We start from the raw sequence: 13,666 nt of genomic DNA on the forward strand, positions 1-13,666 counted from the left end.
GACTCTGCTTCATTCCAATCCACCTTCGACTGTCTCAACTTTCTTTATATAACACTCAATACAGCCTTCTATAGCCCTTAGTACTATTAAGGTTAAGCCTAAAAACCAAGGTAATTTACGTGAGATCGTAATCACATTTGCCCGTCTTTTTATTATTCCAGTCACACTGCGCCCCATAAGAATCTGCACAGCACGCCTCTCGTGCTACAATTTTCTAACACACGCAACATTTTCATATACACAATGGCGTTATTTGGCAATTTATCCGATAAATCGGCTGAATAACTACATGTATTTAATGAATAGTATTGCAATGGATGCAGTTTGCGGGTACCCTCCGCATCACTGTGATTAAATACGGATGTTTAGTGAATATTTATGTCATGGAATATGGCGAGTATTGACTAGTAGTAACACGAGAAAACTATGCATAACAACACCAATGCTACTGAAGCACCTAAGGGCAACTTTTGGATGTTCTTCATTCCATCCCTAATCGGTCTTCTGCTGTTTATGGCGCCTATTTCTTACAATGGCGACCTCACTATCCCTGTTGCAGTCATGGCAAAAGTCATTCCTGCCTTACTTGGCGATGCACTTATTGCTATCGTTACCGCTATTATCGCTTTCATGGCTGTCGCTTCTGTTCTTTGTAAAATTTTCAAGCCAGCAGCGATCCTTCGTAACGGTTTCTTAAACGGACTTTTCAACCCGTCTCCACTTTGGCTTGTTGTTCGCCTAATCGGTGGTGCTGCGGTATTGATGACGTTCTTCCAAGTAGGTCCAAAAGCGATTTGGGAAGAAAACACCGGCGGCCTTGTTTTAACTGGTCTTCTACCAACGCTATTCGCAGTATTCATTTTTGCTGGCCTTCTGCTTCCTCTACTACTTAACTTCGGTCTTCTAGAACTATTTGGCGCGCTATTAAGTAAAGTAATGCGTCCGGTATTTAACCTACCTGGCCGTAGTGCGATCGACTGTATGGCATCATGGTTGGGTGATGGCAGTGTGGGTATCCTACTGACAAGCAAGCAGTACGAAAACAAGTTCTACACTCAACGTGAAGCGGCAGTTGTTGGTACAACGTTCTCAGCGGTATCGATCACATTCAGCTTAGTTGTTATTGCTCAGGTTCAACTTGAACACCTGTTCCTACCTTTCTACGGAGCTATCTGTTTAGCAGGTATCGTGGCTGCGGTTATCATTCCTCGTTTGCCGCCTCTAAGCCTGAAAAAAGACCGCTACATTGACGGCAGCAAGCCAGCAGAAGATGTAGATGCAGTGCCAGAAGGTCACACGACATTCTCTTGGGGCATGGACTTAGCTCTAAAACGCGCTGCAGAAGTAAAATCTGTTCAGTCCGTATTCAAAGAAGGTGTGCACAACGCTATCGATATGGTGTTTGGCGTACTGCCTGTGGTTATGGGTTTGGGTACCGTTGCACTAGTGATTGCTGAATACACGTCAGTGTTTGAGATCCTTGGTCAGCCATTCATTCCTTACTTAGAGTTGCTACAAATTCCTGAAGCGGTACAAGCATCGCAAACTATCGTGGTTGGCTTTGCAGATATGTTTATCCCTGCGATTCTAGCGGCATCTATCGACAACGAAATGACTCGTTTTGTTATCGCAGCAATGTCTGTTACTCAGTTGATTTACATGTCAGAAGTTGGTGCACTACTACTAGGTAGCAAGATTCCAGTCAACATCGTAGAACTGTTTGTTATCTTCATTCTGCGTACGCTGATTACACTTCCTGTGATTGCTGGTGTTGCGCATCTGATTTTCTAAAATCAAAGCATACACAAAGGCTCCGCTCTGTCGGGGCCTTTTTTACAACTAAAATTTGGCTTACTTCCCCACTTAACTTCGCTCCCAACGTAAACTCTATAATTTACAAAGAAAAAACCTCAATAAATGCTTATTTATAATAAATAAAACTTTACTAAACTCCTCAATCAAACCTGTTAGCAACAGTACTCTTTAAGCAATTCCTTTCATTATGACGCTTTCATTAAGATGGCTCACTAATCAGATCAAACTCACAAGTTTTAACTCAAATCACCGTTTTGTTTAATTTTGGTTAAAAAAGACAACAAATGGATTCATGTTTTTGATAAAGATGTCGATAAGAAAGTAATCAAACACAACAGGTTTCTTTTTCTGCCGAATTCACCCGAACCCAAAAAGAGGTGGAAGCAGAAGAAAACTATCCGGGAGACTTAGAGGAAAACTCATGAAATTCAGACATAAGGTTGTCACCGCCTCTTCAATTTTGCTGCTAATTACTGTGTCGCTACTATCGACGCAACAAGTTATGACGATTCGTTCTCAAACTCAGGAGCACATCAGTTCAAGCGTTAAAGAGATTTTGACCAGTGTGAGCAACACCGTTCAATCCGAAATGAACGCGAAGAAAGATCTCGCACGCTCGATCACAGAGATCATAGAACTATCACCAAACGACCGCACATACGTAAAAGACATTCTTGAAAAGCCAACTCCGAAATCGAGCTTCCTAGCGATTGGTTTTGGTTATGAAAGTAATGGCTTCGTGATTGAAAACGACGACGGTTGGGATGCAGGGCCTGATTATGATCCTCGCCAACGCCCTTGGTTTATCGCAGCCAAAAACAAAGGCGATTTGGTGGTTACCGACCCTTATGTTGATGCTTCATCTAAGAATGTGATCATCTCTGTTGGTACGCCAGTAAAACAAAACGGTCAGTTCTTAGCGGGCATGTTTTACGACCTAGAGCTAACTACCCTTTCCGACCTAGTTAACCAAGTGAACCTGTTTGATGCTGGTTACTTGTTCTTAGTCACTGACGATGGCACGACGATTGCGCACCCGCAAAGTAAGTACAACGGTGAAAAGCTCAATAGTTACCTACCGCAAGTTGACTTAAATAAGGCGACTCAACACATCGAAGTTGATAACAATCCTTACATGGTTAGCCTTACTCATATCCCAAGTGAGAACTGGTACGTGGGTGCAATCATTGATGAAACGGCAGCTTACTCAGTGGTTGGAGAGCTACGTAATAGCGCGATCATTTACTCAATCATCGCTGTACTTGCTTCAGTTATCGCATTAACACTTCTGATCAGAACCCTAATGCGCCCGCTAGATACACTAAACACGGCAATTAAAGACGTCGCATCTGGCAAAGGTGATTTAACGCAACGCCTAGAAACCGACACCGATCAGGAGTTTTCTGAGCTAGCGAAAAACTTCAACACCTTCATGGAAAATCTTCAGCAGCAGATCATTGAATCGAAATCGATCTCTGATCAGATTCTTACTGGCACTCAAATCACGGCAGAAGGCGCACGCGACTCCGCTGGTGCCATTCAAACTCAGCTTCAAGAATTGGAGCAACTGGCAACCGCAATGCACGAAATGTCTGTCACCGCGACAGAAGTTGCGAACAACGCACAAGGCGCCGCAAGCGCTGCGAAAGAAGCCGATCAAGCAACCATTGAAGGCTCATCAGTGGTGAGCGAATCAACACAAACCATTAATATGCTCTCAGACAGCATCGATTTGGCTGTTGAAGAAGTTCAAGTGTTAGAGTCAGCAACAGCAAACATCGAAACGATTCTTAAAGTTATCAACGATATTGCAGACCAAACCAACCTACTTGCATTGAATGCTGCAATCGAGGCTGCACGTGCAGGTGAATCTGGTCGTGGTTTTGCTGTAGTGGCCGATGAAGTTCGCACACTGGCACAACGTACACAGGAATCGACAACAGAAATTCGCAGCATGATTGAGCAGCTACAATCTGGTGCTTCTTCAGTGGCAAGCGCAATGCATCAAAGCAAAGGCAGTGCTGTAGAAGCGGTAGAAAAAGCTGATTTGGCGAATGATGCGCTACAACGCATTCGTGATGCGATTCAACGCATCTCAGACATGAACTTGCAAATCGCCTCTGCGGCAGAAGAGCAAAGCCTTGTCGCGGAAGAAATCAACAACAACACGGTCAATATTAAAGACCTATCCACTCAAGTTGCTGATTCTGCAAACCGCACTAACGAAGCGATGCAATCTCAACACGACAATGTACGCAAGCAGGATGAAATCCTAAATCGCTTTACGGTTTAGACCTTTCATCAACAAAAACAGCGAGCCTAGCTCGCTGTTTTTGTATCTATAGTTTTACATGGATGTATCGGTCACTTGAACGACGATAATAATGGTCATCCACTTTTAAATACGTAAAGTTACCAATTTGAATGTAAGTGCTATTACGAGGAATGCGGTCGTAATAGTAGTATTGGTGCCTTGGCGGCCTTGGGTTCACCACAATCACATCATGATGTCGGTGTTTATGCTTGTGCTTACGTTTATGGTGGTGATGGTCATGATGATGCTCGTGTTTATGACCATGTCTGTGTTTTGGATCTGCCATCGCTTCCGCACTGAACACACCCAAAGACAGCATAACGCCAACCATGGCAACAGATAATTGCTTTGACACAACGATTCCCCTTATCGATATAACTATCACCATATTAGTCAGCATCTGCTTACCACATGTCAGTCGTTCGCTAATGAGTATCACCTCTCGGTCAGAGCTTATGAACAAATATCAGCACGACGTCAAAGCCGTCATCTCTCGTAAAACTTATGTCATTGCCATTAAAAAAGCCGCTCGTTTTTCAACGGGCGGCTCATGTATTCAATGTGCTTGTATTAGACAGCTTGCGCAAATAGTAGGAAGCAGCCAAACAGGAAGATCATACTCATGCCCATCACACCGCCACCAGCTTCATAAACGCTGTTATCTTCGACAGGAACACGGCGCACTTTCATTGTCATCGACAGTGGAACAAAAACCGCCAAGAACACAAGAATAATGCCTGCGTAGCTTAAAATTGCTAAGAAATGTTCCGGAGCAAATACAGCACCAAGTAGCGGCAGAATAAATGTGGTGACGAATACCACTGGCTTGCTGGTTTTGAGCAAGTCCGCGTTTTGGTCGTAAAGCGCCATTGCCACACCCAAGAATGAAGTTAGCAATGCCAAACCAGTAAACATGGACAGAATAAACTCCAAGCCATTGTACTGTTGACCAAGAACCGAGATAAGTTCAGTGACGTTTGAGTACTGCACCAACTCATGTGGCGGCAAGTTACCCACAACCGCAAACAACCACAATAGGTAACAAACCAAAGGAATCGTAGAGCCGACAACGATCATGTTGCGCAGCTGAGTTTTGCTCGCTTCTTTGTTGTAAGTCACCAACGAAGGAATGACGACCATAAAGCCAAAACTGGTGAATAGCACAGAACTGGTTTTGATCAGTGCCATTTTGTCGCTACTCACGACTTCGTTTAGGCCTTCGAATGAAACACTAGGAGCAAGAGCAAACAGCGTTAAAACAAGCGCAACAATCATACCGATAAACAGACCACGGTTCAGCTTGTCGACCACACCAGTGCCAGCAGAAACAATCAGACCCACTAAGATAGTAAAGCCAACTTGGCTAGAAACAGTGGAAACAGAAAGGCCGACTGATGCCGTGATTTTTTGCACTAGATCGCCAGCGCCAATGATGTAAGCCATCAATAGACAAACAAGCAACGCGTAAAGCAGACCATTGGTCACTAACTGACCGCCTTTACCCAGTGTTTCGCGGGCGATTGCGTTCATACTTACGCCACCACCGACTTTGCAACTCGCTTCAAGTAGAAGCAAAGCGGCATAAGTGGTTCCAGCCCAGATGAACAACATAAGAAGAGTGCCCCAAAGGAGGCCAAATTGAGCAAGCACCATAGGTATGGCAAGCATACCGGCGCCAAGAGCAGTACCTGCAACGATCAGGGAGCTGCCGACAAGTTTTAGGTTCACGGTTAATACCTCTAAATTCAATCCGTTTATCTCTCGCCTGCTGTGCAGCATCCAGAGCACAGACACAAAACGACCCTACTTCTCTCTTAGCCAGAAAATGGATACAAGAACCCCTGTCACAAGAAACATGCAGCAAAAGGTGGTTAGTTCAATTGCACATGAATGAATCGGGAGTCGTTTTGGGCGATGTTAATGGCTGATGAGATGTGACAACTTTGGGTTCGAAGCAAAATCGTTCATCTGGAATCATCAACCCCATTCTTTATGAATGGATTTGGTTCAAAAAAGATTGTAAGGCATAACTAGGACGATTGAAAAGCAAAAGGTCAGTCTTACAGCGATATATTTTAACAACCCTTTGCTAGAGCAATAGATATGTTGCTATTTTCATCGCTAGTTAGTCTTTTATCGCTTAATGAGAAAAAGAACGTGCTGGAGCGCTCAATTATTGGCGTGTGTACAAATTAATTTACAGTTTAGATTAAGGTATTAGATTCCAAGGACGTAGCCTAGATCAGACAATATCGCTATTATTCGCTGCGTACCGACTCGCTTCGGTTCACATACCTCTAAACACTGATTTACGGTTCGAAAATTTAGGTAAATGAGTGTCCGAATGCTGGGTGTGGTTCCCCAGCATTTGCATCCCTTCTTTGTTTATTATTCCCTTTATTCAACACAATCCAATCGTTGACGATATTGTGCAATGCGTTAGCACGCTCTATCTAGCGCTTCAATGGCATAAGTTAGTTCTGATAGCCCCATATCAGCTATCTGTTTCTCGGTATCACTCATGCTTTCATACGCCAACAGCAATTCACTTTCGGCTATAGCCTCACGGTGAAGATAAAGCTCTTTATAGCTCATCAGACGATGCTGTGACTGCCGAGTCAATGTCACAACATTCTCTTTTGAAGCGCGGTGTTTCTCATCAATTTCATTCAGCAGCTGATCTAAAATGCGTTGCATTTTGCGAATAGAGACTTTTGCTGTAATTGATTTATATGACTGATGCTTTTCCATTTTTATAAGAACTGACTGAAATAATTGCACATTTAATTAGAACGCCATTCTTATACCCTTTTTAAAATCGGGTAAAGATAGGGTGGTTAAAGTGGTCCACTTCTTGCGTTGATTAGGTCAAAACTGTCCTATCTGGAGAAGCCATGCACGTAGACCCTATCGTTGAAGCGCTCATTATTAGACGAAAAGAGCACGGTTTGTCGCGTGAACAAATGGCAAATATCGCGGGGATGAGCGTCAAAACCTACCAACGCATCGAGCGAGGTGAATCGGATCTCAAACTTTCGCAATACCGCTCTATTTTGCGCTCTCTAAATCTGACTGACCTCGATATCGCGCTCGATATTAGAGGGATAGAACACGTGACCGCAGAAGATTTGGTGACGGTTGCTCGGCTGCTATCACCTGAAGCACAGTCCCTACTGGTGCGCCTCTTATCTCTAGTACTTGAACAACGCTCAGATCCTAACGCTTCCTAATTGTTTCGCTCTGTTATACTTATGTTTTGAGCACCCTACTCTCCAATATCAAGGGGAGGCGTTTTATGAACTACATATCAATTTTCAGAGGGCTTGCGACCAGTGTGTTTGTCATGATACTTGGCACAACAACATTACAGGCAAAACCTCATCCGCAACATTCGGTGAAACCCATTACTCAACCGGGCAATAAGCACCACAGTCATCCTGTAAATCGTCCGGAGCGACCGATTCGGCCGCCGCATCGCCCTTCACACGACTACAGACCGCCTTACTACCATCGTCCACCCGTCGTAATAAGACCGCCGCGATACCATTCCTCTTTCATTTATGTGCGACCTGGTTATTGGTATCCACCTTATCGTGGTCGTTATTACTATTACCATAACGATCTGGTTGGCATCGCTACGTTTGCGATTTTCGCTGGGGTGACCTACGCCATTGTGCAAGACGCCTATTATCAACAGCGCGGCAGTCGTTACGTGTATGTCCAAAATCCACCAGCCGGAAATTACACAGTCATCAGTGGTAGTGATGTTTTACCTAACTCAGCGTCAACAACAACGAACTTAAGTACTGTGACAACCTCACCTGCCTCTCCTAACCAAGTGAGTACCACGACAACAGAGACAAGCAAAACGATCACTAAGAAAGCCTCAAGTCCTTATAAGCTTGGCGAAATTGTTGACTCACTTCCCCACACCAAGCAGACGGTAGTGATAGACGGGCAAAGCTATTTCAAATACCAAGACACATGGTTTGCGCCACTTAGGGCAGATCGTAAATATGTAGTCGTTGAGTCACCTTTGTAAGTAAGCAAGTTTGTACATAACTAATACAAACCCCGCCGATTGGCGGGGTCTACTTTTGATTATTCATGCACATACATCAGTAAAACGCGTCGAACTCAGGAATGCGTGGTTTACCTCTGAGTAGTAAGAACTTCAAGAAACGACAGGTTGAAGTCGTTAGGATTTTGTCCTTCTCCACGCCATGTTTTTCCAGCAATTCGATGGCGAGATCCAGTTTTGAAATCTCTTCGCAAAAGTGCGCATCAGAGCCGGTACTGAAATACACGCCAATCTCTTTTCCTAAGGCAACAATTTGATCACAGCGCGCATCACTGCCCTTTCGGCTCTTGCCTGTGAGAGACGTATTGTTCACCTCAATCGCCACATTGTGTGATTTAGCGCAACGCAACACTTGCTCCATATCAAATGGGTAATTGGGATTACCTAAGTGCCCTAACACGTCCACTCTGCCACTTTTAATGACGTTAATTAACGCGGCAGTGTGCTCCGCTTCGGTTGCGGGTCTAAAAACGGGCTCATGAAAGCTAGCAATTACCCAATCAAGATGTTGATCAGAGGAAAGCGGAAGATCGATCTCGCCTTTGACGTTTAAAGTGTTGGCTTCAACGCCACGGAGAATACCGACCTCATGCAAAAAGCGGGGCAAAATTCTTTGATTATTGAAGTGCCAGTAGTGAGGGGCTCCTGGCATTTCGGGAGCATGATCGGTGGTACAAAGAAGTTTTAACCCCTTATTCTTGGCTGCCAATGCGTTCTCTAAAATGGTGCTGTAGGCATGTCCACTGGCAATAGTATGGGTGTGGCTATCAACGACGATATCCATGGTGACCTCCTAAATTGTGGACAAATTATCGAATTTCGAACGAACCGTTTTGATTGAGAAACAGCGTGAGATCCGCTGGAATTGAGTGATTTAAAACCTTATCTACATTTACGGCATCTGAGTTTAAATAAAACGCTAATGCGGCTTCTGGTGCGGTGCCACCACGAATCTTACGGTTTACTAAGCGTTCTTGCAGAAACTCAGGCTGTGTATCGACGAAGACGGTAAAATCTGCCAAACGATGCAGTTCATTCCACACCGGTTCATTAAGCAGTAACCAATTCCCCTCAACGACAACAACATTGCGATTCACTAAAATGGCGTCGTCGACTGGATCATGCAAATTGCGGTCGTAGTAAGGCCATTTCGGATCTTTCACTTTGAGCTGTTTGAGCTTGTCGATAAGCTCCGTCAGATTAAATGTTTGATAGGCTCCCTTAATACTGCGCAGAGACACGAGCTCGCCATCTCGTTCAATCGTATTGTTGTCGAGGATCTCATTTGGATAATGGAAACCATCAAACGGCAGCACTTGTATAGGCTCTTGGCTTTCATCTTGTTCCGACAAGTATTCCCAGAACGCAGCGAGTGTCGACTTACCGCTGCCCGGAGGGGCACACAAGAACACCACTATGCGTTCCTGCTTCTCATGATAGAGGCGAGTAAATTTTTCGATAAGAGGCTGATGGATTAGTTTTACGTCAGCATCGGGAAAGGTTGCTTCGGTTTCAAAGCCACTGACGTTTAAATTCACTTTCATGGTGAACCCTTACTGATTGATTTCCTCTTCGATTCTTTCTATCAACATTTCACACGACAGCTTGAGCACTGTTTTGATGAGAGATTCGTATCTCATTTGCGAAAAGGACTCAAACGAAGAGAACTTTAGCTGATTGATCGACTCAAGATAAAAGCAGTCTTGCTGAGAAGAGAGTACCGCTTGGTTTTTGATGAAGTCATAAATCACATCATCTGTAAACGCGATCTTTTCAGGCTGAGTAACCACATACTCCAATACCTGATCGTACAAGCCAATGTCTGCATAAGTTTGTAATGAGATTTTCCCCATCGCAAACATCAACTTGGAGACAACATCGGTCGTGACCAATGGCCCATCTTCTCTCAATAAAGGATCCACAGCATACTCCTTCACTAAGTCGTCTTGGACGAACACACTCGGAAGTAATGCTTTTAACTTGAGGTTAATTATTTTGTTAGAAACCTGAAGAAACGCAGTGGCATTTTCACACTCTTCCAATTTCTCCAGTAATTCGTCTTCACGTGACAACGTCTTATGACCTCTCCATTATGTGGCAGCGCAAAGGCTACCACACATGTTCGTTGCAACTAAACCGTTAAGCTCACGTCATAAAACTCAAGTAACGCTTTTTCTGCATGCGCGTTCCACACATAGTTGTTCGCGCACAAAATCGCATCGAGTTCCGCAAAGAACGGGTCTTGGTCTGCCAGCGATAAAAAGTCATCAATCGCCGTCAATGGCAGGTCAACATGTGGGTAAATCAACTTCTTACCGCCCGGAATATCCAACTGATTCAGAATCGTATGGGGTGCAGCTTGTAAGCCACCGACATGAGTGATCATGAAAGACGGGTTGATCTTGCCTTGCGAGGAAAGCTCAATAGATTCCACCATGTCACCCTTTGAACCACCAGACGTTCCTACAATATGGGTTGATTCGTAATGCACGTTGTAGAAGTTAAACGGCACTTTGAAATTCTTATCCGTTGGGCCAGCAAAGAAGTTGAGGCAGCCATCATTGCCAAGTAGCTCATCGGCTTGTTCTAGCACTTGAGCAACCGCCGCATAGACCATTACATCATCATAACCATCGCCACCGTTGAGTGCTTTGAGATACGCGACCGGATCGTCGATTTGAGCGCTATTCACGTAGTGCAGTTCTACACCCTGCTCTTTAGCTTTTGCAACGGGAATGAGACTTTCAGCTCGGTCTAAACGCGCAGCGTCGATGTCCGTCACCACGATCAGTTTTGGCTTTACAGGGCCGTTAATCGCGTAGTCAATTGCACCAATCCCCATTGGGCCAGCACAAGCGAGTAGCGCTAACGCACCACCTTCTTTAATGCCCATATCGTGCTCGTACACGTATTGCGTGGTGTGGTAGCTCGCGTGGTACGCACCAATAATGCAAGACATTGGCTCAGCCAGAGACGCATCAGCAAAGTAATCGCCGTGGTAAGGCAGTACACAGCCTAGGTCGATAGCGATTTTAGGAATAATGGAATACGTCGCGTTGCCACCAAATGTCTCATAGCTGTAGCCCGCTGAGTAGCCTGTTGGCAAGCCCATGGCAGGTTGCAAAACAAAGTAGTCACCAGCTTTGAATTGATCTTTTAGATTCTCACCGACTTCAACAATCACACCTGCGTATTCATGACCTGTCATCACTGGCACTTCGTCAATGTTTTCAGGAACGCGTTTGTGTTTGCTACCTAACAATGCTGCTTTGTAAGTGGATAGACAAATGCTGTTTGAAATGTTTTTAACCAGAAGTTCGTCGGCTGAAATGTTTGGTAAATCAAAGGTTCTTAATTGAACGTTTTTCTCACCACAGATAACCGCTGCCGTTGTTTTTACCATGATTTTTCTCCTAATTGGGGCGATACCTGCCGCCCCAAACTGCATTGTTAGGCAGGTTGCTCAGTCGCGACCGTTTGTTGCTTAATCTTATCCATCAGCTCGTCAAGCGCTGGGTCGTTGAGGAAGTTCTTGATCGTTACGACTGGTAAACCTGTCGCGTTGACTGCGCGGCTTTCTAAGCTCTCGTGTGTCACGACGATATCGGCTTCACTCGGGACTTTCTCGATGGCAAAGTTCTTCACTTCAATCTCTATCCCAGCTTGTACCAGCTTGCGTTTGAAGGTCGATGCGCCCATTGCACTAGAGCCCATACCCGCATCACATGCGAATGCGACAAATGAAATTGGCTTGCTCGGTTCTTGCGTCGTCGCAGCTGCCGCAACTGGCTTAACTGCGCCTTCTGCTTTCATCTCTTTCATGTCAGAAACTGATTTCTCAAACTCGCTTTCTTTTTCTTCTGATTTGCTCACTTTCAAAATCGCACTTGCTACCAAGAAAGAGACAATCGTTGCACTTGTCACACCTGCGATGGTCGCGATGAAGCTACCTTTCGGAGTAAGAGCAAGGTAAGAGAAGATAGAGCCTGGACTTGGACCCGCGACCAAACCGGCATCGAATAGGTTGAAGGTTGCGATGCCTGTCGCCGCACCAGCAATCATTGCCACAATCATGATTGGTTTCATGAGTACGTATGGGAAGTACAACTCATGAATACCACCAAAGAAGTGAATGATGATGGCACTTGGCGCAGAACGTTTAGACAAACCCTGACCAAACTTCGCGTAGGCCAGCAGCATACCAAGACCAGGGCCTGGGTTAGACGCCACCATAAAGAAGATGGACTTGCCCGTTTCTGCTGCCGCTTGCAGGCCTAGTGGGTAGTAAATGCCTTGGTCAATGGCATTATTGAGGAACAACACTTTTGCTGGTTCGTTAATGATCGCTAACAAAGGCAGGAAACCCGTTGCAACCAACGCTTCGATGCCTGATTTCACAAACAAGTTTGCTGCGGTGACTGAAGGGCCAACAATCTCGTAGGCGAACAAACACAACAACATACCGACGATACCCAACGAGAAGTTGTTGACCACCATTTCAAAACCAGAAGGTATGCGGTGTTGAATACGTTTATCCACTTGCACCACAACCCAAGCGCTCAGTGGGCCCATGATCATTGCGCCAACAAACATCGGTATGTCAGCCCCGACAATCACGCCCATCGTACCGATAGCCCCCGCTACCGCGCCGCGTTTTTCACCAACAATCTGACCACCAGTGTAACCAATCAAAAGTGGCAGCAAGTAAGTGATCATTGGCCCCACGAGTTCGCCAAAGGCTTCGTTTGGCATCCAGCCCGTAGGAATAAAGAGTGCAGTAATAAAACCCCAAGCGATAAAGGCTCCGATATTTGGCAGCACCATGGCGGTCAAATGACCTCCGAAGGCTTGCACATTGGCTCGCATGTTTGCTTTCACGTTATGTTCCTTTTAGTATGCTTTTATTATGTCTAGCACTTGTTCTTTGGAAGAGGCCTGTGCCAGTTTTGCAATGTTCTCTTCATCCACAAACATCTCGCTCAACGCTTGAATCACCTCAATGTGGGTATCAGAGTCTTTCGCAGCTAAGGTAATAAGAATATTGGCCGGACCGAGCTCCGATCCAAAATCAACAGGTGATGGGAAAATATGGATGCCTAAGCCTGTTTTTAAAACGCCAGTTTCAGGTCGGGCATGAGGCATAGCCAATCCAGGGCATAACACATAGTAAGGACCGTTTTCTTCCGTTGAACGGATGATCGCATCAGCATAGTGCTGGGAGACGTAACCTTTATTTTCTAGGTATTGAGTGGTCTTTTTAACCGCATCTTGCCATTGGTAAGCGCGATCATTAATTACATCTACTAGTTCGTGGTCGATTAACTCGTACAGCATATTTAACCCTATCAACAGTTCGTCATCTGATGGGTTAATTATCAATAACAGAGTCCCAACCGCGCAACCGAGCTACTTTTGTGCTTCGAATCACACTTTAAAGCCTGTCAATTTGTTTAAAT

13 protein-coding genes are annotated in these 13,666 nt (G+C 45.0%); 4 read left to right on the forward strand and 9 right to left on the reverse strand.

Annotation, left to right across the window (positions count from 1 at the left end; all coding sequences use genetic code 11):
* Positions 1-426: 426 nt before the first annotated feature.
* Together OU793_RS17440 and OU793_RS17445 are read left to right on the forward strand one after the other, a co-directional pair.
* Entirely contained in the window at positions 427-1,791 is a 1,365-nt protein-coding gene (locus OU793_RS17440; RefSeq protein WP_005462024.1) for a YjiH family protein, read from the forward strand.
* Between the two features lie 445 nt (positions 1,792-2,236).
* Positions 2,237-4,108, forward strand: a complete 1,872-nt coding sequence (locus OU793_RS17445) for a methyl-accepting chemotaxis protein (protein WP_020835035.1) — start codon at positions 2,237-2,239, stop codon at positions 4,106-4,108.
* A 46-nt stretch (positions 4,109-4,154) separates the two neighbouring features.
* Here the strand turns inward: OU793_RS17445 and OU793_RS17450 are convergent, their stop codons facing one another.
* The 3 genes from OU793_RS17450 to OU793_RS17460 all read right to left on the reverse strand — a co-directional run bounded on the left by OU793_RS17450 (position 4,155) and on the right by OU793_RS17460 (position 6,880).
* Positions 4,155-4,484, reverse strand: a complete 330-nt coding sequence (locus OU793_RS17450; RefSeq protein ID WP_020835034.1) for a hypothetical protein — start codon at positions 4,482-4,484, stop codon at positions 4,155-4,157.
* A 215-nt stretch (positions 4,485-4,699) separates the two neighbouring features.
* On the reverse strand, positions 4,700-5,857 hold the full coding sequence (locus OU793_RS17455) for an amino acid permease (RefSeq protein WP_005462067.1): 1,158 nt from the start codon (positions 5,855-5,857) through the stop codon (positions 4,700-4,702).
* A 711-nt stretch (positions 5,858-6,568) separates the two neighbouring features.
* Positions 6,569-6,880 carry a hypothetical protein gene (locus OU793_RS17460; RefSeq protein WP_021448112.1) on the reverse strand — a complete coding sequence of 104 codons (312 nt, stop codon included), beginning with the start codon at positions 6,878-6,880 and terminating at the stop codon, positions 6,569-6,571.
* A 143-nt stretch (positions 6,881-7,023) separates the two neighbouring features.
* Here OU793_RS17460 and OU793_RS17465 point away from each other — a divergent pair, with 143 nt between their 5' ends.
* Complete coding sequence (locus OU793_RS17465; protein ID WP_005462056.1) at positions 7,024-7,359, forward strand: helix-turn-helix transcriptional regulator; 336 nt, start codon at positions 7,024-7,026, stop codon at positions 7,357-7,359.
* Positions 7,360-7,424: 65 nt separating this feature from the next.
* Positions 7,425-8,171 (forward strand): hypothetical protein, encoded by a 747-nt coding sequence (locus OU793_RS17470; protein WP_029816797.1) that lies wholly within the window; start codon positions 7,425-7,427, stop codon positions 8,169-8,171.
* A gap of 76 nt (positions 8,172-8,247) precedes the next feature.
* Here the strand turns inward: OU793_RS17470 and OU793_RS17475 are convergent, their stop codons facing one another.
* The 6 genes from OU793_RS17475 to OU793_RS17500 are packed head-to-tail and all read right to left on the reverse strand — an operon-like array spanning position 8,248 to position 13,544.
* A complete protein-coding gene (locus OU793_RS17475; RefSeq protein ID WP_025540800.1) occupies positions 8,248-8,994 on the reverse strand; it encodes a phosphatase in 747 nt (248 codons plus the stop codon).
* 25 nt (positions 8,995-9,019) lie between these two features.
* Positions 9,020-9,754, reverse strand: a complete 735-nt coding sequence (locus OU793_RS17480; protein WP_021487054.1) for a nucleoside/nucleotide kinase family protein — start codon at positions 9,752-9,754, stop codon at positions 9,020-9,022.
* Between the two features lie 9 nt (positions 9,755-9,763).
* Positions 9,764-10,282: an MltR family transcriptional regulator gene (locus OU793_RS17485; RefSeq protein ID WP_021487057.1), complete on the reverse strand. Its 519-nt coding sequence runs from the start codon at positions 10,280-10,282 to the stop codon at positions 9,764-9,766.
* A gap of 59 nt (positions 10,283-10,341) precedes the next feature.
* On the reverse strand, positions 10,342-11,613 hold the full coding sequence (locus OU793_RS17490) for a zinc-binding dehydrogenase (RefSeq protein WP_140103740.1): 1,272 nt from the start codon (positions 11,611-11,613) through the stop codon (positions 10,342-10,344).
* 47 nt (positions 11,614-11,660) lie between these two features.
* A complete protein-coding gene (locus tag OU793_RS17495; protein WP_075110107.1) occupies positions 11,661-13,088 on the reverse strand; it encodes a PTS mannitol transporter subunit IICB in 1,428 nt (475 codons plus the stop codon).
* Positions 13,089-13,100: 12 nt separating this feature from the next.
* Entirely contained in the window at positions 13,101-13,544 is a 444-nt protein-coding gene (locus OU793_RS17500) for a PTS sugar transporter subunit IIA (protein WP_005487743.1), read from the reverse strand.
* Positions 13,545-13,666: the final 122 nt, after the last annotated feature.

The organism is Vibrio sp. VP6 (assembly GCF_028823755.1).
Lineage (GTDB): Bacteria > Pseudomonadota > Gammaproteobacteria > Enterobacterales > Vibrionaceae > Vibrio > Vibrio parahaemolyticus.

Excerpts from the sequence above, each read along its gene's own strand:
- OU793_RS17440 (WP_005462024.1), top strand. The coding sequence starts at position 427 with ATGCATAACAACACCAATGCTACTGAAGCACCTAAGGGCAACTTTTGG.
- OU793_RS17445 (WP_020835035.1), top strand. The coding sequence starts at position 2,237 with ATGAAATTCAGACATAAGGTTGTCACCGCCTCTTCAATTTTGCTGCTA.
- OU793_RS17460 (WP_021448112.1), bottom strand. The coding sequence starts at position 6,880 with ATGGAAAAGCATCAGTCATATAAATCAATTACAGCAAAAGTCTCTATT.
- OU793_RS17465 (WP_005462056.1), top strand. The coding sequence starts at position 7,024 with ATGCACGTAGACCCTATCGTTGAAGCGCTCATTATTAGACGAAAAGAG.
- OU793_RS17470 (WP_029816797.1), top strand. The coding sequence starts at position 7,425 with ATGAACTACATATCAATTTTCAGAGGGCTTGCGACCAGTGTGTTTGTC.
- OU793_RS17475 (WP_025540800.1), bottom strand. The coding sequence starts at position 8,994 with ATGGATATCGTCGTTGATAGCCACACCCATACTATTGCCAGTGGACAT.
- OU793_RS17480 (WP_021487054.1), bottom strand. The coding sequence starts at position 9,754 with ATGAAAGTGAATTTAAACGTCAGTGGCTTTGAAACCGAAGCAACCTTT.
- OU793_RS17490 (WP_140103740.1), bottom strand. The coding sequence starts at position 11,613 with ATGGTAAAAACAACGGCAGCGGTTATCTGTGGTGAGAAAAACGTTCAA.
- OU793_RS17500 (WP_005487743.1), bottom strand. The coding sequence starts at position 13,544 with ATGCTGTACGAGTTAATCGACCACGAACTAGTAGATGTAATTAATGAT.